Source organism: Ruegeria sp. B32, from assembly GCF_025141855.1.
Taxonomy (GTDB): Bacteria; Pseudomonadota; Alphaproteobacteria; order Rhodobacterales; family Rhodobacteraceae; genus Ruegeria; species Ruegeria arenilitoris.
In genome coordinates, this window is record NZ_CP081106.1 from 1942400 (window position 1) to 1966014 (window position 23615).

The 23615-nt window shown below is 61.3% G+C and carries 21 protein-coding genes; 9 read left to right on the forward strand and 12 right to left on the reverse strand.

The features are described 5' to 3' along the window. The first annotated feature begins 11 nt into the window (after positions 1-11). The 4 genes from ilvN to K3752_RS09875 all read left to right on the forward strand — a co-directional run bounded on the left by ilvN (position 12) and on the right by K3752_RS09875 (position 3054). On the forward strand, positions 12-572 hold the full coding sequence (ilvN, locus tag K3752_RS09860) for an acetolactate synthase small subunit (protein ID WP_170363268.1): 561 nt from the start codon (positions 12-14) through the stop codon (positions 570-572). 278 nt (positions 573-850) lie between these two features. After that, complete coding sequence (locus K3752_RS09865) at positions 851-1567, forward strand: helix-turn-helix domain-containing protein (RefSeq protein WP_260063135.1); 717 nt, start codon at positions 851-853, stop codon at positions 1565-1567. Between the two features lie 111 nt (positions 1568-1678). Next, positions 1679-2836: an aromatic ring-hydroxylating dioxygenase subunit alpha gene (locus K3752_RS09870; protein WP_260063136.1), complete on the forward strand. Its 1158-nt coding sequence runs from the start codon at positions 1679-1681 to the stop codon at positions 2834-2836. Beyond that, positions 2833-3054 (forward strand): hypothetical protein, encoded by a 222-nt coding sequence (locus K3752_RS09875; protein WP_170338672.1) that lies wholly within the window; start codon positions 2833-2835, stop codon positions 3052-3054. The genes K3752_RS09870 and K3752_RS09875 overlap by 4 nt, the downstream gene beginning before the upstream one ends. A 10-nt stretch (positions 3055-3064) precedes the next feature. Here the strand turns inward: K3752_RS09875 and K3752_RS09880 are convergent, their stop codons facing one another. From K3752_RS09880 to prfB, 3 genes are all read right to left on the reverse strand, one after another. Then, positions 3065-3868, reverse strand: a complete 804-nt coding sequence (locus tag K3752_RS09880; RefSeq protein WP_260063137.1) for a DUF2189 domain-containing protein — start codon at positions 3866-3868, stop codon at positions 3065-3067. 24 nt (positions 3869-3892) lie between these two features. Further along, a complete protein-coding gene (locus K3752_RS09885; RefSeq protein WP_260063138.1) occupies positions 3893-5293 on the reverse strand; it encodes an amidase in 1401 nt (466 codons plus the stop codon). Between the two features lie 105 nt (positions 5294-5398). Continuing rightward, complete coding sequence (gene prfB / locus K3752_RS09890; RefSeq protein ID WP_170338666.1) at positions 5399-6526, reverse strand: peptide chain release factor 2; 1128 nt, start codon at positions 6524-6526, stop codon at positions 5399-5401. Between the two features lie 78 nt (positions 6527-6604). Between prfB and K3752_RS09895 the strand changes: the two genes are divergently transcribed. Then, positions 6605-7438, forward strand: coding sequence for an aminoglycoside phosphotransferase family protein (locus K3752_RS09895; protein ID WP_260063139.1), 834 nt, complete (start codon positions 6605-6607; stop codon positions 7436-7438). Here K3752_RS09895 and K3752_RS09900 read toward each other — a convergent pair. From K3752_RS09900 to K3752_RS09910, 3 genes are all read right to left on the reverse strand, one after another. Further along, a complete protein-coding gene (locus K3752_RS09900) occupies positions 7432-9921 on the reverse strand; it encodes a penicillin-binding protein 1A (protein WP_170338660.1) in 2490 nt (829 codons plus the stop codon). The genes K3752_RS09895 and K3752_RS09900 overlap by 7 nt on opposite strands. A 95-nt stretch (positions 9922-10016) precedes the next feature. Beyond that, a complete protein-coding gene (locus K3752_RS09905) occupies positions 10017-11237 on the reverse strand; it encodes an N-acetylmuramoyl-L-alanine amidase (protein ID WP_260063141.1) in 1221 nt (406 codons plus the stop codon). Between the two features lie 65 nt (positions 11238-11302). Beyond that, entirely contained in the window at positions 11303-12466 is a 1164-nt protein-coding gene (locus K3752_RS09910; RefSeq protein WP_260063142.1) for a pyridoxal phosphate-dependent aminotransferase, read from the reverse strand. Between K3752_RS09910 and K3752_RS09915 the strand changes: the two genes are divergently transcribed. Together K3752_RS09915 and K3752_RS09920 are read left to right on the forward strand one after the other, a co-directional pair. Continuing rightward, positions 12465-13847, forward strand: coding sequence for a M48 family metalloprotease (locus K3752_RS09915; protein WP_260063143.1), 1383 nt, complete (start codon positions 12465-12467; stop codon positions 13845-13847). The genes K3752_RS09910 and K3752_RS09915 overlap by 2 nt on opposite strands. Beyond that, a complete protein-coding gene (locus tag K3752_RS09920) occupies positions 13844-14602 on the forward strand; it encodes a DsbA family protein (protein ID WP_170338145.1) in 759 nt (252 codons plus the stop codon). The genes K3752_RS09915 and K3752_RS09920 overlap by 4 nt, the downstream gene beginning before the upstream one ends. Positions 14603-14645: 43 nt before the next feature. On the opposite strand, the gene K3752_RS09925 is transcribed toward K3752_RS09920, so the two are convergent. The 4 genes from K3752_RS09925 to hemA all read right to left on the reverse strand — a co-directional run bounded on the left by K3752_RS09925 (position 14646) and on the right by hemA (position 19088). Next, positions 14646-15041: a hypothetical protein gene (locus tag K3752_RS09925; protein WP_260063144.1), complete on the reverse strand. Its 396-nt coding sequence runs from the start codon at positions 15039-15041 to the stop codon at positions 14646-14648. 279 nt (positions 15042-15320) lie between these two features. Further along, positions 15321-16442, reverse strand: a complete 1122-nt coding sequence (gene ispG / locus K3752_RS09930) for a flavodoxin-dependent (E)-4-hydroxy-3-methylbut-2-enyl-diphosphate synthase (protein WP_170358814.1) — start codon at positions 16440-16442, stop codon at positions 15321-15323. A 72-nt stretch (positions 16443-16514) separates the two neighbouring features. Next, complete coding sequence (locus K3752_RS09935; protein ID WP_170338648.1) at positions 16515-17735, reverse strand: helix-turn-helix domain-containing protein; 1221 nt, start codon at positions 17733-17735, stop codon at positions 16515-16517. Between the two features lie 129 nt (positions 17736-17864). Next, positions 17865-19088 carry a 5-aminolevulinate synthase gene (gene hemA, locus K3752_RS09940; RefSeq protein ID WP_170338140.1) on the reverse strand — a complete coding sequence of 408 codons (1224 nt, stop codon included), beginning with the start codon at positions 19086-19088 and terminating at the stop codon, positions 17865-17867. 341 nt (positions 19089-19429) lie between these two features. Here hemA and K3752_RS09945 point away from each other — a divergent pair, with 341 nt between their 5' ends. Then, the gene (locus K3752_RS09945) at positions 19430-20815 is read left to right on the forward strand and encodes a dipeptidase (RefSeq protein ID WP_260063146.1); all 1386 of its coding nucleotides are present in this window, start codon (positions 19430-19432) and stop codon (positions 20813-20815) included. Between the two features lie 158 nt (positions 20816-20973). Here K3752_RS09945 and lpdA read toward each other — a convergent pair whose 3' ends face one another. Next, positions 20974-22368, reverse strand: coding sequence for a dihydrolipoyl dehydrogenase (gene lpdA, locus K3752_RS09950; RefSeq protein WP_260063147.1), 1395 nt, complete (start codon positions 22366-22368; stop codon positions 20974-20976). 209 nt (positions 22369-22577) lie between these two features. On the opposite strand from lpdA, the gene K3752_RS09955 reads away from it, so the two are divergent. Then, complete coding sequence (locus tag K3752_RS09955) at positions 22578-23009, forward strand: hypothetical protein (RefSeq protein ID WP_170338134.1); 432 nt, start codon at positions 22578-22580, stop codon at positions 23007-23009. On the opposite strand, the gene K3752_RS09960 is transcribed toward K3752_RS09955, so the two are convergent. Next, a complete protein-coding gene (locus tag K3752_RS09960) occupies positions 23006-23584 on the reverse strand; it encodes a DUF924 family protein (protein ID WP_170338132.1) in 579 nt (192 codons plus the stop codon). The genes K3752_RS09955 and K3752_RS09960 overlap by 4 nt on opposite strands. Between the last annotated feature and the right edge of the window lie 31 nt (positions 23585-23615).

Below are 23615 nucleotides of genomic sequence, written 5' to 3' on the forward strand. Positions count from 1 at the left end.
AAGGGACATAAATGTCTGCCCTACATATCAAAAAAGGTTCCACCCGCCACTCGGCCTACAACCTGCGCCCGACCTTCTCGGACGTGCAGGAACGCCACACGATCGCTGTTCTGGTCGAAAACGAACCGGGGGTTCTAGCCCGGGTCATCGGGCTGTTCTCGGGGCGCGGCTACAACATCGAAAGCCTGACCGTGGCCGAGGTCGACCATACCGGACACCTCAGCCGCATCACGATCGTCACCACCGGTACACCGCAGGTGATCGAACAGATCAAGGCTCAGCTGGGCCGTATCGTCCCAGTGCATGACGTGCATGACCTGACAGTCGAAGGCCCTTCGGTCGAGCGGGAATTGGCGATCATCAAGGTCGTTGGCGAAGGCGACAAGCGGGTCGAGGCGTTGCGTCTTGCCGACATTTTCCGGGCCAATGTCGTGGACAGCACGTTGAATTCGTTCATCTTCGAAATCACCGGCGCGCCGGACAAGATCGATGCATTTGCCGATCTGATGCGCCCGCTGGGCTCTGTCGAGGTTGCACGGACAGGCGTCGCGGCCCTGCTGCGCGGCAACTGATTTTTTGCGAACCCATCGAAACGCCCCGTCGCCCTCGTTGACGGGGCGTTTTGCGTTGTCGGATCGTTTCCTGCAGGTGCACAACTGAGCACTGACAGGAAAAAGACCATACAAATGGGCTTAATGCCTATTGCGTTCGCGCCTGAGCGCGTTACGCTTGGACCAGAATACGCAAATTGCGTGTTCCATGGGGTCAATTTTACGATTTCTTGACTGGCCACCGGCCTTTCTGGCCGCTCCGGTCGTGTTTCCCGAACCGTTGCAAACCAGAGTGAGACATGGCCGTAGACACTCGCACGCCCGCCGAGCTGCGCAGCATGCTGGGGGCGAATCTCAGGCAACTTGCCGACCGCTATCCTTCGGTCGCCGAACTGTGCAGACAGCTGGGCGTCAACCGCACGCAGTTCAACCGGTATCTTTCTGGCGAGAGTTTTCCACGCCCGGACGTTCTGGACCGGATCTGCCGGTTCTTTGACGTGGACGCCCGCATTCTGCTGAAACCGCTTGAGGAAATCCCCGCGCCCCGGCGCTGTGACCTGCCCGAAAGCGTGGTTCAGTTCCTTCGGCCCGGACTGGCAGCCTTGACTGAGGACGCGTTTCCAAGCGGCGTCTATCTTGTGACGCAACATGTCGGCGAAGACGATCCACGCGCCCATCATTGGCTGGTTCAAACCCGGCACCTGCATCAGTGTGCTGTCCTGCGCGGCTTATTGCCGCCGGCCATGGCAGGCACGCGTTCCGCCACGGGCCGTGAGCTTCGTGGCTTCGCCGCCTGCGCCGGGCCCAATATCTACGCAGTGTTGTCGCGCGAGGCTGGTCGTGACAGCAAGACGATCGTGATCCGCAAAGACATGACCGATGGCAACGGCGTATGGATCGGTTCGTGCATGGAGCACTCTGCGGCTACTCCGCACATCTACAGATTGGAAATCCGCCATCTGGGCCACGACTTCCGGGCAACGCTGGGGGCAGCGCGGCTGGCGCGCCGGACATAGGAAACCGCCTAAAATCCCGTGCATGTCGTTGTGAGAAAAGCCGGAGTCGCAGAAGTGTAAGCGAGGGCTGGTCCCGGATGCCTAGGCTGGTGGTGAAGCGAGGAGAACCAGATGGCCAGCACCCCAACCGATCTGTCGGCTGTTCGTCAGAGCATTGAAACCGCTCTGGGCCTGCCCAATGCACATTATACGGACCCTGCCCTGCACGCCGAAGAAACTCGGGCCCTGCTGCTGGATGGCTGGGCCGGCTTCGCGGTAACCGCCGATGTCCCCGAGCCCGGTGACGCGGTTCCGCTGGAGTTCATGGGTATTCCGCTACTGTTGCTGCGTGACCGTTCCGGTACGGTCCGTGTGTTTCAGAATATCTGCCGTCACCGCGGCATGATCCTGGTCGAAGAGCCCCGCAAGATCGAAGGCGCCATTCGCTGCCCCTATCACAGCTGGTGCTATTCCACCGAAGGCCGGCTGGTCGCCACGCCGCATGTGGGCGGCCCGGGCCAGAACGCACATGACGCGGTCAGCAAATCGGAACTCGGCCTGATCGAGGTGCGCAGCCATATCTGGCGCGACGTGGTTTGGATCAACGTCTCGGGCGACGCGCCGACGTTCGAGGATGCCAACGCCAGGCTGATCGAGCGTTGGGCCGAGTTCGACAAGCCGCTGTACCACGGCGGCCCGGAAAGTTCCTTTCGGTTGGACGTCAATTGCAACTGGAAACTGGCGGTCGAGAACTACTGTGAAAGCTATCACCTGCCGTGGGTGCATCCCGGGTTGAACAGCTACTCGCGGCTTGAGGATCACTATCACATCCAGGAGCCCGGCCTTTATTCCGGTCAGGGAACCTTGGTCTATCGGCAACTGAAAACTGAGGACGGTCGGGTTTTTCCCGATTTCGAAGGTCTCAGCGAGAAATGGGACACCGCAGCCGAATACATTGCCGCCTTCCCCAACGTGCTGCTGGGCGTGCACCGGGACCACGCCTTCGCCATCATTCTGCGGCCCGAGGCCCAGAACCGGACCTCGGAGCACATCCACCTGTTCTATTCGGCGCCGGATACCGATGCGGATCTGCGCGCCCGCAATGCCGAGCAGTGGAAAGTGGTCTTTGAAGAGGATGTGTTCGTTGTAGAAGGGATGCAGCGTGGCCGCGCGGCGCCGGGGTTTGACGGCGGACATTTCTCGCCGGCGATGGACGGGCCGACCCATCTGTTCCACGACTGGGTGGCGCAGCGTCTGATGGCACATCGCAACGAACTGGCCGCTGAATGACCGACCTGCACACCCGCCTTCTGCAGGCGCATGCGGCGGGTGACATCACGGCTTTGGCTGAATTGTACGAATTGGCCGCCGCCAGCCAGCAGGACGACGACGCCCGGAGCTTTTTTCTGACCCACGCCTATGTCCATGCGCTTGAAGCCAACCTGCCCGGCGCGGGACGTCTGCGTCAGATGCTGGTCGACATGGGCCGCGAAGTGCCCGATTCCTGACCCCGAGAACCTAGGCTTGGGCCGCTTCGATAACCGGCCCCGCCGCTGCATCGTCTTCGGTGATCTGCCGATACAGGTGCCAGCTGGCATGACCGAACAGAGGCAACACGATCAGCAATCCCAAAAACCAGGGCACCATGGCGACAAAGGTCGTGACCGCAATGAAGGCACCCCAGCCCAACATGACCCGCTTGTTCACGCTGACATAGGCATAGCTTGAGATCATGGCAGTGACGAAGTCGAGTTCCCGGTCCAGCAGCATCGGGATCGACAACACGGTGATCATGTAAAGCAGGATGGCAAAGATCGCGCCTACAGCAGTGCCGACAGCCAGCATGGCCAGACCGTTGGGTGTCAGAAATACCTCAAGCGATGACGACACGTTTGTCATTGTCGACAGCCCCATGAACAGCGCAAAGATCATGTGGCCGAGAAAGAACCAGAACAGAAACATCACGACGATGATCGCGCAGATCGACGGCAACTGACGGCGGCTCTGCTGGATCACGACACCGAAGATGGCGCCATAGTCCAACGGCTCATTCCTCTCGAGCCGGTGCGATACCTCGTACAAACCCACGGCGGCGAACGGCCCGATCAGCGGAAAGCCGATGGCAGCCAGCACCAGCCAGAACGAGGTGCCCGTTTGCACGGTTACCCAGGCCATCAACCACCCGACCAGAACGTAGAAGCCGCCGAACAGCAGGCCAAAGACCGGTGCGCGGCGATAATCCTGCCAGGCGCGATGCAGCGCCGTGCGCAACATGCCGATATCCGCCGGTTTCAGCGTTGGCACTCCGAATGGCTTTTCCATGTTACGTTTCTCCTCCCCTTGCCCTCAGGCCATGGCCGGGCGTTTTTGCGGCCAATGCGTCACGGCGTGATAGGCGGCCCCCAAAGCCAGCAGTTGCGCGTCGCTGCCGCGCGGCCCGAACAGTTGCATTCCCATCGGCAGTCCTCCGGGGCCAAACCCCGCCGGTATCGAAAGGCAGGGCAGACCAATCAGGCTGACCGGTGTGACCACCTGCATCCAGCGATGATAGGTGTCCATCGCGACCCCACCAATGCTGCGCGGATACGGCTGATTCACAGGGAACGGCCACACCTGAGCTGCCGGCAACACCAGCGCATCATACTCGGCGAACAGTTCAACCGCCCGACGGTACCAATCCGAACGGGTGACGCTGGCTGCATGGACCTCCATCGCTGTCAGGGCCAGACCTCGCTCCAGCTCCCATTGCGCGGTGTCCTTCAGGGCGTCTTTCCGGTCGGCCAAGGGCAGCAGACTTGCTGCTACGCTCCACGACCGCAGGGTGATCCAGCTGTTCCACAGGCGTTCGGCATCGAAGGGCGGCGGTACGTCCTCGACGGTTGCGCCGAGGCCTTCAAAAATCGCCAACTCGTTGCTGCATTGGGTCAAAATCCCTTCCTCAGTCGGGAATGCGCCTCCCCAATCTCCCAGCCATCCGATCCGCATCCCGTCCAGGCTTTCGACAGACAATGGGGTGACGGGGTCGCAGGAAACGCTCAAAGGCTGCCTCGGATCGGGGCCTGAGATCACATCCAGCAATAGTCCGATATCCTGCGGGCTGCGGGCCATCGGTCCCAAGGTCGAGAGCTGGTGCAGGAACAAATCACCCTGTGGTTCCGAGGGAACCCGGCCCCAGCTGGGCCGGAAACCGTACACGTTGTTCCACGCGGCCGGATTGCGCAGGCTGCCCATCATGTCCGACCCATCCGCCAGCGCGACCATCCCGGTGGCCAAAGCCACCGCTGCGCCACCAGACGACCCACCGCAGGACCGGGCCGGATCATAGGGGTTCCGGGTTGCGCCATACACCGGATTGAAGGTGTGCGAGCCCAACCCGAACTCCGGTGTGTTCGTCTTGCCGATCAGAATAGCTCCGGCGGCCCGCAACCGTGCTGCGATCAGGTCGTCGACGGCTGGGACGTGATCGCGAAAAACCGGCGACCCCTGGGTCGACGCGATGCCAGCCACATTAACCAGGTCTTTGACGGCAATCGGAAGCCCATGCAGCGGCCCGCGGCCCGACTTGTCGTCGGCGGCCCGGGCTTGTGCCATAAGCACATCCTCGTCCTGCAGCGCGACGATCGCATTGACATGCCCGTTCACCTGGGCAATCCGGTCGAGCGTCGCGCGCATCAACTCGGTGGCCGACAAATGCCCAGTCGCGAGTTTCTCGAGAAGATCAGCGGCTGAAGTATCGCTTAGGTTCATGGGGTTACGTCCGAGCTTTGCTTGCGCTCAGCCTAGCGACCCCATGTGTGCATTTAAACCCGGTGTTTTGGATATATCTTTTCCACGCAGATCAACCGCGCAGCATCAGTCGTCCGACTGCGCCTCGGCCCGGCTTTTGCCCGAGACCTTGAGAGCCAGAGTGGCCGCCATGAATGCATCCAGATCACCGTCCAGGACCCCTTTGGTGTCCGACGTCTCGTAGCTGGTGCGCAGGTCTTTGACCATCTGATAGGGCTGCAGAACATAGGACCGGATCTGGTTGCCCCAGCCGGCATCGCCCTTGGCTTCGTGCGCGGCGTTGATCTCGGCGTTGCGGCGGTCCAGTTCCATCTGGTACAGGCGCGATTTCAGCGCCTTCATGGCGATGTCGCGGTTCTGGTGCTGCGATTTTTCCGAGCTGGTCACCACTATGCCGGTCGGGATGTGGGTGATCCGCACCGCCGAGTCTGTGGTGTTTACGTGCTGACCGCCCGCCCCCGAGGACCGGTAGGTATCGACGCGGATATCGGCCGGGTTCACTTCGATCTCGATATTGTCGTCCACCACCGGATAGACCCAGACCGAGCTGAACGACGTGTGCCGCTTGGCCGCCGAGTCATAGGGCGAGATGCGCACCAGCCGGTGCACGCCGCTTTCGGACTTCAGCCAGCCATAGGCGTTATGGCCCGAGATCTTGTAGGCCGCCGACTTGATCCCCGCCTCTTCGCCCGGGGTTTCCGACTGCAGTTCGACCTTGTAGCCCTTCTTCTCGGCCCAGCGGACATACATCCGCGCCAGCATCGAAGCCCAGTCGCAGCTTTCGGTGCCCCCGGCGCCCGCGTTGATCTCCAAAAAGGTGTCGTTGGCATCGGCCTCGCCGTCCAGCAGCGCCTCAAGCTCTTTTTCGGCCGCCTTGTCGCGCAGTTTCTTTAGGGCCTCTTCGGCATCCTTGACGACCTCTTCGTCGCCCTCCATCTCGCCCAGTTCGATCAGTTCGATGTTGTCGTTCAGATCAGTCTTGATCGACTCGTAGGTCTCGATCGCATCGACCAGAACCTGCCGTTCGCGCATCAGCTTCTGCGCGTTTTCGGGGTTGTCCCACAGGTTGGGGTCCTCGACGCGGGCGTTGAATTCCTCCAGCCGGTGCGGCGCGGTTTCATAGTCCATACGCTGGGCCAGCAGCTCCAGCGATTTTTGGATCTCGGCCACGATGTTCTGGATTTCGGCGCGCATGGTCAGGTCCCAACTTGCTCAATCAGGCCTGCGTGATAGCAAGAGGTTCAGGCCACCACAAGATGACCCGAAAGGCAAATGCAGCACGGACCGGAGCAGTTCCTGAAGAAATGGCATCTGGCCGACCCGCGGCTGGCGGCGGATACCGGCGCGGCGCGTGTCTGGCGGGCCAAACGTGAGGACGGGTCTGAAGTCGCGCTCAAACTCTATCGCCGCGCCGATCGCGGCAACGAGGCGCCGGGATGCCGCCTGCTGGCTGCCTGGCGCGACCGGGGCGCCGTCGCGATCCTGGCCGAAGACCGCCGGGCGGTCATGATGGAGTGGCTCGAGGGTCCGACCCTCGGCGATCATGCACGGGCGGGCAACGTGGCCGACGCCCTGACACTACTGGCTGAAACGGCGCGGAACCTGCAGACTGATCCAATTGTCGAAGTGAGCGGGCTGAGGCCTTTGGAGCAAGTGTTCGCCCCGCTTTTCGACGTCGGATTTACCGATCAATGTACGCGGCCCCTGCAAACCGATATGCGGCGCGCCATAGGTTTGGCTCAGGATCTGCTGCAGACGCAACCCGTGCATCTCCCCCTGCATGGAGACCTGCACCCCGACAATGTCATCCTGACCGCGTCCGGCCCGCGCGTGATCGATGCCAAGGGTTATGTCGGGGATCCGGCGTTCGAACTGGCAAATGCGCTGCGGCACCCAAAAGGCATGCCGGACCTTGTGCGCGAAGTCGGGCAGATTTCCGCGTGCCTGGATCTATACGCCGCGGCGATGAATGTTTCGCGGGCGCGCCTGGCCCGATGGGCGGCGGCCAAATGCGCCCTGTCCATATGCTGGCGGTCCGGCGGATCGGTCGAGAGTGACCCGGAGGCCGATCTGCTGCGCCTGTTTCTAAGCGCTGCAGATCAGTAAAGTCCGCCGCCCTGAAGGTCACCCTGGCTGGCCTTGGGCCCCACGATGATGGTCTGCCCGGTCGAGGTCTGGACCTGGCGCCCGCCATTGGTCACTTCTTCGAACAACGGCAGATCGGACCCCATCGCAAAACCACCGTCATAGACACGGTCGATGAACCCGTCGACGCCATCACGGAAATACTCGGCCACCACATAGTCACCCGATGCGTCATCCGGCAGACGGGCACCGCTGAAACGGTCGATCTTGATGAAGTGCCCACCCGGCGGCACTTCGAACGGACCGCCGCCGTATTTCTCGACGGCCTTTTCCATAAAGCTCTGGAAGACCGGACCGCACAGCGTGCCGCCGTAAGCACCCCGCCCCATCGGGCGCGGGCGATCATACCCGATGTAGCACCCGGCAACGATGTTCGAGGTGAAGCCGATGAACCAGGCGTCCTTGGATTCGTTGGTCGTACCGGTCTTGCCAGCCGTCGGAACCGGCAGATTGACCACACGTGACGCGGTGCCGCGATCAACCACGCCCTTCATCATCGACGTCAGCTGATAGGCCGTGATTGCATCCATCACCTGCTCTCGGTCGGTCACGATCGTGGGTGAGGCGTCGGGCTCCAGCCAGCTGGAGTTGCAATCCAGGCACTGCCGGTCATCATGCCGATAGATCGTTTTGCCGAACCGGTCCTGGATCCGGTCGACCAGAGTCGGTTCGACCCGCTCGCCGCCGTTGGCGAACATCGCATAGGCCGCCACCATCTTGTAGAGCGTCGTTTCCTCGGCCCCCAGCGCATTGGCCAGGTAGGGACCCATGTTGTCATACACACCGAACCGCTCCGCGTATCCCGCAACCACCGGCATCGAAACCTCTTGCGCCAGTCGGATGGTCATCAGGTTTCGCGACTGCTCGATCCCGGTGCGCAGGGGCGTCGGCCCGTAGAATTTGTTGGTCGAGTTCTTCGGGGTCCACAAGCCCTGCGGTGTGTTCACCTCGATCGGGGCGTCTACGACGATGGTCGCTGGGCTGTAGCCACTGTCCAGTGCTGCCGCATAGACGAAAGGCTTGAAGGCCGATCCCGGTTGGCGCTGCGCCTGGGTTGCCCGGTTGAACACCGAGTCCTGGTACGAGAACCCGCCCTGCATCGCCAGAACGCGGCCCGAGTTCACATCCATCGCCACGAAGCCGCCTTGGACCTCGGGAACTTGACGGGCGGACCACTGGCCCTCTTCCCCGGCAACGACCAGGATCACGTCGCCGCGTTTGAAGTTTGCCTTGAAGTCACCCTGCATCCATTTGATGTCGCTGCGCGGGATGATGCCGTCAGCCGGACCGTTCTCGATCCCTACCGTCAACTGCTGATCGGCCACATCCAGCACCACCGCGGGGTACCATTGCGTGGGCAGCACCACGTCCCGCGGAATTTCCATGATCGCCAGAGCTTCGCGCCACTGCGCTTCGTCTGCCAGTTTTTCCTCGGGGATGGTTTCACCCGTGCCGCGCCACTTGCCGCGCGACTGGTCATATTTCTGAAGCGCCTCGCGCAGGGCGCGTGCGGCTTCAACCTGCATCTCCTCGTCAACCGAGGCCCGGACGGTGAAACCACCGGTAAAGAACTCACCCTCGCCGAAGTCCTCGCTCAGCTGGCGGCGGATTTCGTCGGTGAAATAGTCGCGCGGTGGCAGTGCGGTGCGGAAGCTTTCGAAATCACCGTTCTGAACCGAACGCAGCGGTTGCGCCACTTCAGTCTCATAGGTTGCCTGATCGATATATCCGTTCTGATACATCTCGCGCAGCACGTAGTTGCGGCGATCCAACAGACGCTGTTTCTGGCGCACCGGGTGATAGTCCGAAGGCGCCTTGGGCATCGCAGCCAGCGTCGCGGCCTCATGCGGGGCCAGTTCCTGCAAAGTCTTGTTGAAATACGTCTGCGCAGCGGCGGTCACGCCGTAGGAGTTTTGGCCAAGGAAGATCTCGTTGAGATACAGCTCAAGGATCTGTTCCTTGTTCAGCGTTTTTTCCAATCTGGTCGCGAGGATGATTTCCTGAATCTTGCGTTCGACCCGCCGGTCGCCGGACAGCAGGAAATTCTTCATCACCTGCTGGGTGATGGTCGACGCGCCGCGCAGCGTCTCACCCTTGGATTGGACCGCCTCGATTCCGGCTGCGATGATCCCGCGCGGGTCGTACCCCTGATGCGAATAGAAGTTCTTGTCTTCCGCCGAGATAAACGCGTGCTTCACGAGGTCCGGGATTTCCTCGGACGGGGTGAACAGGCGGCGCTCCTGCGCGAATTCGTCGATCAGTTGGCCCTTGCCCGAATAGATACGGCTGATGGTGGGCGGCTTGTACTGGGCCAGCGACTCGTGGCTGGGCAGGTCACGGCCATACATCCAGAAGACCGCGCCAATCACCAGCGCGACCATGAAAATACCCAAGGTGACGAGGCTGAAAACCGCCCCGAAAATCGAAAGAATGAACCGGATCACGTTGCTGCCTTTTGTTCGCGGTGACGCCTATATAGTGTCGCTGCACCCAAGGGTCAAAACACACGGGCGCATTCTAGCCACTTTGCGCCGCAGGGTCACTGCCCAATCAAGCCGCGGCGGATCAGATCCTGCTGGCGCCAGGCTTCAAGACCTTGGTGAATTCCTTGCGCCATTCCGATGCGCCACTCGGGATTTACGAGGTTTTTCAAGTCTCTGGGGCTGGAGATGAATCCGATCTCGACCAGAACCGAGGGAATGTCGGCAGCCTTGAGGACGGAAAACGACGCACTGCGGATCGGGCGCCGATTCATGGGGCCGCCCTGCTGCCCCATGCCGTGCGCAAGCGCATGGGCCAAAGCTTCCGAGCGCGGCTGGGTCTCCTGCCGTGCCATGTCCAGCAAAACGTCAGCAATCTGGTCGTCCGAGCCGCTCAGGTCGATACCCGCGATCAGGTCGCTGCGGTCGTGCCGTTCTGCCAGTTTCTGGCTGGCCACGTCCGAGGCCTCATCGGAGAGGAAATAGACAGTGGCCCCATGAGCCTGCCCTTCGGACAATGCATCCGCGTGCAACGAAATGAACACATCGGCGCTGGCCCGATGGGCCAGAGATATTCGGCGTTCGAGCGACACGAAGTGATCGTCCACCCGGGTCATCACGACCTCGTATCCGCCAGCGCGCAGCAAGTGTTCCCGCAGTTCGCGCGCAAACGTGAGCATCAGAGTTTTCTCGTTAACGCCACCCGATTCCGCGCCGGGGTCGATGCCACCATGCCCCGGGTCCAGCATCACGCGCAGCGGTCTTTCGCCATCTCGCGGCACAACCGGGGGCGTGACGGCAGGCGCAGGCAAATCCCAGCCCGGATTGCGCGGAGCACCCGCGCTGGCGGCAAAACTGTCGAAATCCGTACCTTTCAGGTTCAGCGTCAGAACCGCGGCCCCGCTGTCGGGGTCCACGCGCATAGCCGCCGTATCGACGGCCAAGGGCGCCCCCAAATCCAGCACCATTCGAGACCAACCGGGCACATAGGCGCCGAACTGGACCCCGCTGATCCGACGGGTCTGCAACAGCTTGGCCCGGTCAAGGCCGCTCCAGTCGACCTCCTGGAAATCGATGACCATACGGTACGGGTCTTGAAGCGTGAAAACGCGATACGGGACGCCCTGACTGAGCCCCAGCTCAAGCGTTACCCCGGCACCCTTGCCGTCTGTGATCCGGCTCTGCTCGGGCAATACCCGCGCCAAGGCGTTGAATTCCTGCGCCAAAACGGCTCCGGCCAACGCCCAAATCAGCGCACATACGAAGAAGATCCTGCTCATGGCCTCAAGTTTTTCCGAGATCGTTTGGCAGGAGCCTATCGCAGCGTGGCCGGTTTGTGAACGCCTCAGGCCGACTTCTGCGCCGTCCGGCGATCCGCCATGAAGCTGCGCAGCCGCGCAAGGCCTTGCTCGATGTCCTCGGTCGAGCGGGCGTAGGAAAAGCGCAGGGTCGTGTGGCCGCGCACCGGGTCGAAATCCAGCCCCGGCGTCACGGCGACGCCGGCTTTGTCCAGGATCTCGGCGGCAAAGGCGCGGCTGTCATCGGTCAGGTCCGAGACATCGGCATAGACATAGAACGCCCCGTCGGGTGGCGCGATGTTCGTGAACCCGGCCTCGGGCAGGCCCTTCAGCATCAGGTCGCGGTTGCGGCGATAGACGGCCAGGTTGCCCTGCAGTTCGTCTTCGCAATCCATCGCGGCCAGCGCGGCGACCTGGCTGGCATGGGGCGCGCAGATGAACATGTTCTGGGCGATGCGCTCGACAACGCGCACCTGATCTTCGGGCACCACCATCCAGCCGACCCGCCAGCCGGTCATCGAGAAATACTTGGAAAACGAGTTGATGACATAGCACTCGTCGGTCAGTTCCAGCGCAGTGACCGCCTTGGCCTCGTATTCCAACCCGTGATAGATTTCGTCGCTGATGAACGAGGCCCCCTGCCCCCGCGCGGCCTCGATCAGCGCGCCCATGGCGACGTGGTCCAGCATGGTTCCGGTCGGATTTGCGGGCGAGGCCACCATCAGCCCCTGCAGGTCGAGCCCGGCAAAGTCCTGAGGCACGGGTTGCAGGCGGTTTTCCGGCGCAGTCGGCAGATCGACCGGCACCAGACCCAGCGCCCGCAGAATCTGCCGATAGGACGGATATCCCGGCGCGCCGATCCCCACCCGGTCACCGCTGTCGAACAGCGCGGTGAAGGCCAGCAGGAATCCGCCCGAGGATCCGGGAGTGATCACCACCCGATCGGGGTTCAGGTCGACGTCGTACCATTCGCCGTACATCCGTGCGATGCGTTGCCGCAGCGCCGGCAGACCCAGCGCGACGGTATAGCCCAGCGGGCCTTGCCGCATCGCGTCGGCCAGCGCCTCCAGCGCGCCTTGCGGGGCGCCGGTTCCGGGTTGGCCGACCTCCATGTGGATGATGTGGCGCCCTGCCTCTTCGGCGCGGCGCGCGGCCTCCATCACGTCCATCACGATGAAGGGATCAACGCCCGACCGGGTTGAGTTTCGCATGCCCATCTCCCATGTTGCGACCATGGCTTTTGAACGCGGATCCCGGCTGGCGTCAATCCCGGCAATTCTGCTGGCGGTGGCGCTGTGGATGTCGTCGACCGCGCAAAGCCACGCGCAAAGCCTGATCCGCGACCCCGATATAGAACACGGGCTGCGCGAACTGGCCTTTCCGATCTTGCGCGCCGCCGGCTTGAACACCAACCGCGTGCGGGTGATGGTCGTCAAGGACGGCACGTTCAACGCGTTCGTCATCGACTACAACACGATCTACCTGAACCACGGACTGATCCAGACGGTCGACAGCCCCGAGATGCTGCAGGCCGTAATCGCGCATGAGGCGGCCCATATCGCCAACGGGCACCTCGCCCGCCGGGCCGAGAACCTTCGGGCGGCTCAACGCGCGGCCGGTTTCGGTACCGCGCTGGCTCTGATTGCCGCCGCTGCGGGCGGCGGAGAGGCCGCCGCGGGCATTGCCGCCGGCACCCAAGGGGCCGCAATCCGCAGTTTTCTGGGCCACACGCGGGCCGAAGAATCCTCGGCGGATCGCAGCGCCGCCAGCTACCTGCGTTGGGCCGAGATTTCTCCCATCGGCATGGTCGAACTGCACCGCAAGTTCGCCGGCCAGGAATTGCTGAGCGAGATCAATCAGGATCCCTATATGCGCTCGCACCCGACCAGCCGTGAACGTCTGCGCGCCGCCGAGGAATTTCTGTACCAATTCGGGGATCGGGCGAAATCTAACCCCAATGCCGACTACTGGTTTGCGCGGGTCAAGGGCAAGCTGTCCGCGTTTCTGCGCTCTCCCGGCTGGACCCTGCGGCGGGCCAAGGAAGAAACGGCGCAGGATATTCGCCTGATGCGCGAGGCCGCCGCCCATCATCAGAACCGAAACCTTTCGGCTGCGCGGGCAGCCATCGATGGTGCGCTGGCAATCCGCACTGACGATCCGTTCTATCACGAACTGAAGGGGCAGATCCTTTTGGAGAACCTTCGGGTCTCGGAGGCGGTCACGGCCTATGCCAGGGCGTCCGAACTGGCTCCGACCGATGCATTGATCATGGCAGGCTACGGGCGCGCCCTGCTTGCTGACGGACAGACGAAAAAGGCTCTGCAGGTGTTGGAAAGCGCACGCGCCCGCGACTACCGGAACGGCCGCCTGATGCAGGATCTGGGAATGGCCTATTCAAAGGTCGGCAACAACGGTATGGCATCCGCCGTCACTGCCGAGCGGTTCGCCTTGGAGGGGCGTCTGCTGGATGCCGGCATTCACGCAAGACGAGCCATCGGTCAGTTGCCCGAAGGCTCGACGGGTTGGCAACGGGCACAGGATGTGCTGATTGCCGCAGAACAAGCTGAGAAATCGAAAAGGAACCGGAAATGATCCTCAGACACGCAGCACCTGCCCTTCTGGGGCTTTCCCTGATTGCCGGTCCGGCCAATGCGCTGGATCTGTCCTCGATGACCGAATCCGAAAGAGCAGAGTTCGGCGCGCAAGTGCGGGAATACCTCCTGGAAAATCCCGAAGTCATTCTCGAGGCGATCAACATCCTTGAGCAACGCAACGCCGCAGCCGAAGCACAGGCCGACCAGCAATTGATCGCTGAAAACGCCGACGAGCTGTTCAATGACGGCTATAGCTGGGTCGGTGGCAACCCGGACGGCGACATCACCCTCGTCGAGTTCATGGATTACCGTTGCGGATACTGTCGCCGCGCGGTCCCCGAAGTGGACGCGCTGCTGGCCGAGGATGGCAACATCCGCCTGATCATCAAGGAGTTCCCAATTCTGGGCGATGCGTCGGTTCTTTCGTCGCGCTTTGCCATCGCCACCAAGCAGGTCGCCGGGGATGACGCGTACAAGCAAGTCCATGACGCCCTGCTGGAATTCACGGGCGAGCCTTCGGAAGTGACGCTGCGCCGGATCTCGGACGGGCTGGGACTGGACAGTGACGCCATCCTTGCGGCGATGGACAGCGACGAAGTGACCGAAGAAATTGCCAAGACGCGGGCACTGGCGCAGCGCATGCGGATTTCGGGCACCCCATCCTTTGTTCTGGGCACCGAGATGCTGCGGGGCTTCCTGCCAGCAGATCAGATGAAACAGATCGCCGACGGTGTGCGGGCTGAACGCGGCTGAAGCAGCTGGGGCGGCTTGATCGCCGCCCCGTTGAAACGACGCCCTAGTCGTTTGGATACGGGGCGTCGCATTTCATCGACACGACCCATGTCGGAGTTCCAGTTTTTCTAAATTGGGTCGCGGGCACGGATTTGCCCCGAATTCCCGATGGAATGACGTTACGCCCCTGCCGTTTGCTTTCAGCCAGAATTGCCTGCAGGTCCTGGGGATTGTCGTACTTGCGAATACCGGTGTTTTCAGAAATTGGGCCGGTTGGGCAGTAGGTCGCCCTGGCGATCTGTTTCGCCAAAGCATAGGCCGCCTGGGCATCCTGACCGGTTTTGAACGATACCGCGACCCGAGACGCCAGCTGCGGGTCGACATTCATGATCGGGGTCAAACGGCCCCGCGGTTTGCCGGTTCCGCCCGGGCTGAGCCGGACGTCTGCGCGCGTTGTCACTACGTCATTTCCGAAACCGGACACATGCACCGACATATACCCAAGTTGCGTCCCCGGTGCAGACTGCGGAACTGGAACACTGAAGAAACCGGGGCGTTTGTCCGACCCGGTAGAGGGGCTGCTGCAAGCAGAAAGAAAGACGACGGCAAACGCCGTCACGAAAGGCATTGGTTTCAAAGAATCGAACTCCGGTCCAGACAGTCGATATCGCGATTGACACCGCACAAATGGGCCTAAAAATGGCTTATGATGAATTAGTTCCGGATCGAAGTTAAAGTACTACTCCGCCGCCTCGGCCGCGGCTTCCAGTTCGGCCGCCTTCTTTTCCACCTGCTCGACGATGTGGTCGATCATCTGTTCGTTCGACATCTTGTGGCTGGCCTTGCCCGCCAGATACACCATGCCCGAGCCTGCGCCGCCGCCGGTAAAACCGACATCGGTCATCAACGCCTCGCCCGGGCCGTTGACGACGCAGCCGATGATCGACAAGCTCATCGGCGTCTTGATATGCTCCAGCCGATGTTCCAGCGTCTCGACGGTTTTGATCACGTCGAACCCCTGCCGCGCGCAGGACGGGCACGAGATGATGTTCACGCCCCGATGGCGCAGGCCAAGAGACTTGAGGATCTCGAACCCGACCTTCACCTCTTCGACCGGATCGGCGGACAGGCTGACGCGGATCGTGTCGCCGATGCCCATCCACAGCAGGTTGCCCAGCCCGATGGCCGACTTGATCGTGCCGCTGACCAGCCCACCGGCCTCGGTGATGCCCAGATGGATCGGGGCGTCGGTGGCCTCGGCGATGCCCTGATAGGCCGCGGCCGACAGGAACACGTCGCTGGCCTTCACGCTGATCTTGAATTCGTGGAAATCGTTATCCTGCAGAATACGGATATGCTCCAACCCGCTTTCCACCATCGCTTCAGGGCACGGCTCGCCATATTTCTCCAGCAGGTGCTTTTCCAGGCTGCCCGCGTTCACGCCGATGCGGATCGAGCAATTGTGGTCGCGTGCGGCCTTGATGACCTCTTTCACCCGCGCCTCGTCACCGATATTGCCCGGATTGATGCGCAGGCAGGCGGCACCGGCCTCGGCGGCCTCGATCCCGCGGCGATAGTGGAAATGGATATCCGCCACGATCGGCACCGGGCTTTCGCGCACGATCTCCTTCAACGCTTTCGACGACGCCTCGTCCGGGACCGAAACGCGCACGATATCGGCCCCTGCCTCTGCCGCAGCTTGTACCTGCGCCACGGTCGCGGCGACATCGGTCGTCAGCGTGTTGGTCATGGTCTGAACGGCAATCGGCGCGTCGCCACCTACCGGGACATTGCCAACCATGATCTGGCGGGATTTGCGGCGATAGATGTCGCGCCAAGGGCGCACATGGTTCAGAGACATGAAAACGGATCCGCGTCAGCCTGGGGTCTGGCCTTTAGATAGTCCGGGGGCAAGCCCGCCGCAATGGCAAGATCACTCTGCCGGCGCCTCGGCGGATTGTGTCTGAAGCTCAGCCACCAGCTGTTTGAGCGCAATGTTTTGCTCAGCCTCAAGATCCGCCACGGCATAAGTCTCGGCCACAGCGTCCTTGGACAGAACCACACCCTTGGCGACGGTTCCCGGTGCACCAGCCGGCCCATAGAGCTCGCCGTTCATCGAGAAATACACGTTGCCCGACGCACCGGCCCGCAGTTGCGGCGGCTCTTCCGTCAGGGGAACCTCAAAGCTCTTGCCGTTTTCGACGGTTCCCAACGTGCCTTCGAAGATCACGCTGCCATCCGCTGCGGTGACCCGCATCCAGGCCGGTTCGACCGCGACGATTTTCAGCGACGTGTCGACCTTTTCAACCACCTGTGGAAGGGTCGCGGCAGTTCTTTCGACGGTATGAATTTCAGCCAGCGCGATTTCCGGGACTTCCGGCGGACGGAACGTGCCTACGGTCCGAGGATCGAGTGTGGAAATCGGGGCATCCCGTGCAACCATCACCGGTACATCCAGTGCTTGGGGGCGGTAGAGACGGTCCAGCGCTTCGGGGCTGGGAATTTCAGCGGCCGCAACCTCGGTCGTTCCGGACTCGGTCCGGATGGCCGACAGCGGGTCAAGATCGGACAGCACGACCGGGGCCTGTTCGACGGGCGAGACCTGAACCTGCTGGATCTTGTTCAGAACCGACCAGCCGCCATATCCGATCCCGGCAATCAGCGCGAGGAGGACAAGCGACGAGCCTACGGCACGCGGCTCGATCTGGCTGAACACGGACTCGCGGCCGGGAATGTAGGGCGTGTTCGGCGAAATGAACGGATCGCGCCCCATCGGGCCACGGTTCGGAAGGTCCCCGACCGATTTTTTGACGACCGATGCCTGTGCGGACATTCCATGTGCCACTTCGAACCCGCTTTCCTTGCAGAACGCGGCAAAAGTGTCGTCAGGGTTCATCCCCAGATAACGGGCGTAAGAACGCACATACCCGGCGATGAATCCGGGTGTGTCGAATGCGTCGGGATCGGCATTCTCGATGGCAGCGATGTAGTTGGCCTTGATCCGCAGTTCGCGCTGTACGTCGAGAAGAGACTTGCCCATCGTTGCGCGCTCACCGCGCATCACGTCGCCAAGCCGTACTTCGTAGTCGTCGAACCCCTTGGGCCTGACGTCCACGTCTTCTTCGGAATTGCGCTGTGTCCTGCGCCCAATCATTCCTGCTGCCCCATTCTGCCCATCGCGTGTTTCACGCTAACGGCGAATCATCCCCATAACGATTCGTCCGCTACTTTTGTTAGCGTAAGCTTAACACGCGGCAAACAAGTTGCACATGTCGGCGTTAGGTTAACCAGCAAGTTCGGCGCGATTTAGCGCACAATGTGACCAAAGTTCGTCCATGGCCTGGACCAGACGGTTCATTTCGTTGGGTCCATGGACCGGCGAAGGCGTAAAGCGCAGACGCTCGGTTCCCCGAGGAACGGTCGGGAAATTGATCGGCTGCACGTAGATCCCGTAGTCATCCAGCAGCATGTCGCTGAGCTTTTTGGTGTGCACCGGGTTGCCCACGATCACCGGAACGATGTGGCTGCCGTGATCGATCAGCGGCAAGCCCAGACCCTTCAGTCGCAGCTTGAGGATCTTGGCTTGGGTCTGATGCTGCTCACGCAGTTCGGGCGCTGTCTTGAGATACGCCACCGAGGCTGCAGCACCGGCCGCGACCGATGGCGGCAGCGAGGTGGTGAAGATGAAACCCGGCGCATAAGAACGGACCGCATCGCACATCTTCGCGCTTGCTGCGATATACCCACCCATCACGCCGTAGGCTTTGGCCAAAGTGCCATTGATGATGTCGATCCGGTGCGCTAGGCGGTCTCTCTCGGTCACACCGCCGCCGCGCGGGCCGTACATCCCAACCGCGTGCACTTCGTCGATATAGGTCAGCGCGCCGAATTCGTCAGCCAGGTCGCAGATCTGTTCGATCGGACCGAAGTCGCCATCCATCGAGTAGACCGACTCGAACGCGATCAGCTTCGGCGCCGCCGGGTCGTCGGCTTGCAGCAGCTCGCGCAGGTGCTCAACGTCATTGTGACGGAAGATCCGCTTGGCCCCGCCATTTCGGCGGACACCTTCGATCATCGACGCGTGGTTCAGCTCGTCGGAATAGATGATCAGCCCGGGAAACAGCTTGGGCAGCGTGCTGAGCGTGGCGTCATTTGCAATATAAGCGCTGGTGAACAGCAGGGCCGCTTCCTTGCCGTGCAGGTCGGCCAGCTCGGCCTCGAGCCGCTTGTGGTAGACGGTCGTCCCCGAGATGTTGCGCGTCCCGCCAGAGCCCGCTCCGGCTGCGTCGATCGCCTCGTGCATCGCCTCCAGCACGACGGGGTGCTGCCCCATGCCAAGGTAGTCGTTGCCGCACCAGACGGTGATGTTCTGCTGTGACCCGTCCGGACGCGTACGCACGGCATGGGGAAAATGTCCGTTGCGGCGTTCGATGTCGATGAAGGTCCGGTAACGGCCTTCGTCGTGCAGCCTGGCAATCGCTGAGTCGAGCTGAGCAGTGTAGTCCAAAGGACCCTCCTTCGTGACCCCGCCGCAGGGTGATTGCACGGCAAGGCTGTGTTCCGATGCGTATCATAACCGAATTTTCGGCCGCATCCGCGCCTATTTTCAGGTTTCCTGCCTAACGCCCAGACAGGGGTCGCAACTTTGATTTGCATCAATTATCGCCTTGAACCCGCAGCGACAAGTAAAGTTGAGACCATAAGGCGCGAGGAAACGACGCAGGTTACGTGCCGTTTCGCGCAGAATGTTTCCGATCAGACGCGCGTTTTTCCGCCGCTACGGGCTGGACGGCGCTGCCAGCGCTGTTAGGGTCCGCCGCAATATCTCATCCATTCAGGAGCACACCCATGTCGCTTGACGCCACTCTGAGCAAAATCGACTCTGACCTCTCAGCCTCCATCGAGCGGCTGATGGAGTTTCTGCGAATCCCGTCGATTTCCACCGATCCGGCCTTCAAGAAAGACGTGGACAAGGCGGCCGACTGGTTGGTCGACGACCTTAAAAGCATAGGGATTGATGCGAAAAAGCACCCGACCCCGGGCCACCCGATGGTCGTGGGCCATGTCGGCGACGATGCGGACGCCCCGCATGTGTTGTTCTACGGCCATTACGATGTGCAGCCCGTTGATCCCTTGGACCTGTGGAACCGTGACCCGTTCGACCCGGCGCTGGAAGAGACAGAACACGGTCAGGTCATCCGCGGACGGGGCTCGTCGGATGACAAGGGCCAGTTGATGACATTTGTCGAAGCCTGCCGCGCCTGGAAGGCGGTCAACGGCAAGCTGCCTTGCCGCATCACGTTTTTCTTCGAAGGCGAAGAGGAATCCGGTTCACCTTCGCTGGTCCCATTTCTCGAGGCCAACAAGGAAGAGTTGAAGGCCGATCTGGCGCTGGTCTGCGACACCTCGATGGTCTCGCGCGGTGTGCCCTCGATCGCATCGCAACTGCGCGGCATGCTCAAGGACGAATTCACCATCATCGGTCCGCGCATCGACCTGCATTCCGGCCATTACGGCGGCCCCGGTTTGAACCCGCTGCGGGAAATCTCGCGGATCGTTGCCTCGTTCTACGATGAGGAAACCGGACGGGTCGCTGTGGAAGGTTTCTACGAAGGGGTCCACGAAGTCTCCGCCGAGCAGCTGCGCCAGTGGGAGAACTGTGGTTTCGACGAGGCCGAATACCTCAACTCGGTGGGTTACACGCGACCGCATGGTGAGAAAGGGTACTCGACCCTGGAACAGCAGTGGGCGCGACCGACGCTGGAGATCAACGGGTTGTGGGGCGGCTACAACGGCGCCGGTTCGAAAACGGTGATCCCCAGCCAGGCCCATTGCAAGATCACATGTCGCCTGGTCGGTGAAATGGACCCGGACAAACTGCGCGACAAGATCCGTAAGCATGTTGAATACCGGCTCTCTCCTGACGCCAAAGTCGTCTGGGACAATGATCTCGAGGGCTCCCCTGCGTCGGTCATGAACCTGGATCGCCCGGAATTCGAAGCGGCACGCGCCGCACTGTCCGACGAATGGGGGCGCGAAGCCGTTTTCACCGGCATGGGAGGATCGATCCCGGTGGTGGGATACTTCAATACGGTCCTGGGCTTGGATTCAATGTTGGTCGGCTATGCCAACGACGATGACGCAATCCATTCGCCCAATGAAAAATACGACGTGAAAAGCTTTCATAAAGGGATCCGCTCGTGGGCCCGAATTCTGGACGCTCTGAGCCGATAGCCGCGTTTTATCGCAAGGCGCAGCCTTGCGCTCCGGGATATTCCGAGCCGGGTGAAGCGCGGATGCGAACTTCATCCGGCCGGCGGTATCCCGGTGTGTCGCGGGCAACGCGGCCGGGGGCAGCGCCCCCTTAAGCCGCGGCCCGCGGACAGACCGTCTTACATGTGGATCACGCGCCCGTAGGCGTCCAAAACCGATTCATGCATCATTTCCGACAAGGTCGGGTGCGGGAAGACTGTATTCATCAGGTCTTCTTCGGTGGTCTCCAACTGGCGACCGACGACATAGCCCTGAATCAGTTCGGTCACTTCCGCGCCAACCATATGAGCGCCCAGCAACTCGCCGGTTTTCGCGTCGAATACGGTTTTGATCATGCCTTCCGGCTCGCCCAATGCAATTGCCTTGCCATTGCCGATGAACGGGAAGCGGCCAACTTTCACATCAAAGCCAAGCTCCTTGGCCTTGGCCTCGGTATAGCCAACCGACGCGACCTGGGGATGACAATAGGTACATCCCGCGATGCTTTCCGGTTTCACGGGATGGGCATGCTTGCCAGCGATGAGCTCTGCGACCATCACGCCTTCGTGGCTGGCCTTGTGCGCAAGCCAAGGCGCTCCGGCGATGTCGCCGATGGCATAGAGGCCATCGACCCCGGTCCGGCAATACGCATCCGTCACCACATGGGTGCGGTCAATTTTGACGCCCAGCGCCTCAAGCCCGAGGTTCTCGACATTTCCGACGATCCCAACGGCGGAGATGACGGTATCGAAGTCGTGCTTTTCGACCTTGCCACCGGTTTCGATATGAGCCGTCACCTTGCCTTTGCCGCGATCCAGCTGCTTGACTATGGACTTCTCCATGATCTTCATGCCCTGTTTGACAAAGGATTTCTTGGCGAACGCGCTGATCTCGGCGTCTTCGACCGGCAAGACCCGGTCCATCACTTCGACCACGGTCGTGTCTACGCCCAACGTATTGTAGAAGCTGGCAAACTCGATCCCGATCGCTCCGGACCCGATAACAAGCAGCTTTTTCGGCATCCGCGCCGGTTGCAGCGCATGTTTGTAGGTCCAGACCAGATCGCCGTCTGCCTCCAGGCCCGGCAACTCGCGCGCCCGGGCACCGGTGGCCAAGATGATGTTCTTCGCCGTCAGCTCCTCGGTGCCCTTGTCGGTCTTGACCGTCACCTTGCCTTTCGACGGGATTGTCGCCTCGCCCATCACGACGGTGACTTTGTTCTTCTTCAGCAGATGACCGACGCCGCTGGTCAGCTGCTTGGCAACCCCGCGCGAGCGTTTGACGACCGCGTCCAGATCGTAACCGATCTTGTCGGCACTCAGACCGAAATCCTTGGCGCGCTCCATCAGGTGGAACACTTCGGCCGACCGCAGCAAGGCCTTGGTCGGGATGCAGCCCCAGTTTAGGCAGATGCCGCCCAGATGCTCGCGCTCGACCACGGCGGTCTTGAGGCCCAGTTGGGCCGCACGAATGGCAGCCACATAGCCGCCGGGGCCCGCACCGATTACGATCAGATCAAAGGATTGTGCAGCCATGTTTACCTCTCGGCGCAGGTCGATTGAAAACTAGTTTACCGTTAAACTATTTTTTTGAACGCATCAATATGCTGCCCCGCGACATATGTGACGCAAGGTCATCAAAACAAGAGCGCGCGCTATTCAGCCTATACCCCGCGTCCGTCGAAGGCTAGAAAAGACCTGCAACCATGTTCGAATTTCGGATCTACAGATTTTAGGGAACAATCATGGCCAAGACTCTCAAAGATTTGTTGCTTGCCCTTTTGAACGCCACACTGATCCTTGTGGCTCTGTGTCTGTTCCTTGGTTGGAAGCTGGCGCGAAGCGTCGAGAATATTCAGGACAACTTCAGAGAAAGCCTGCAAATCGTTCAGCCGCTGCGTGAACAGGCGCAGGGCGTCCGAGAGGATCTTGCAAGTCTGCGCGCTGATCTGTCCGGTATTCGCATCCTGGGAGATGATGAGCCTGAGTTGAAGCAGAAGCTTCAGCAGGCGCTGGTGCGATTGGACGAGGTTCAGGCCAAGCTGGAAACCACGCAGGCTCGCCTCAACGAACTGGTCGAAAATCCTCAGCTACTGATTGATTACGCAATCACCACGGCCGTCGATGCCACAACGGCCAGGCTGATCGAATTGCGCGGATGTGGAGAGGCGGCCTAGCCCGCCGCCTGCAACTCACGCACCGTTGTGCCGTATCCACCGCCGCTGACATATGCGGCTTCGGGTGCCGTGGTCTCACGGGCAAGCGCCGCGTTGCGGTATGGGAAACGCCCAAACTTGCGGATCACCTCACGATGGGCGCGGGCATGCAGCAGATTGCTTGCACCATGTTCCGGCATGCGCTGGCACATCAGGCGCACACAGCGCTCCTGATCGCACAGGTTCTCTGAGTGCATCATCGGCAGGTAGAAGAACTGTCGGGCTGGCTCGTCGATCTTCAGATCCCATTCCTTGTCGACGGCACATTTCGCTGCTGCCAGTGCCGCCTTGTCGGATGAGAAGGCTTTGCCGCTGCCTCGGAACATGTTGCGCGGAAACTGGTCCATGAGGATGATGTAGGCCAGCGATCCGCTGGGATATGTCAACCACAGAGAGAACTTACCCTCGCACGCGGCTTGCCATGTCTCAAGGAAGCGGTCCCGTATCTGCGCATCCAGCGCTTCATCTTCGCGGTACCACCCCTCGGGGCCTACTTCATCCAACCAGAAACTCAGTACTTCTTCAGGACCAACCATTGCCCTTGACTCCGTCTGTTCCCCCCCGAGG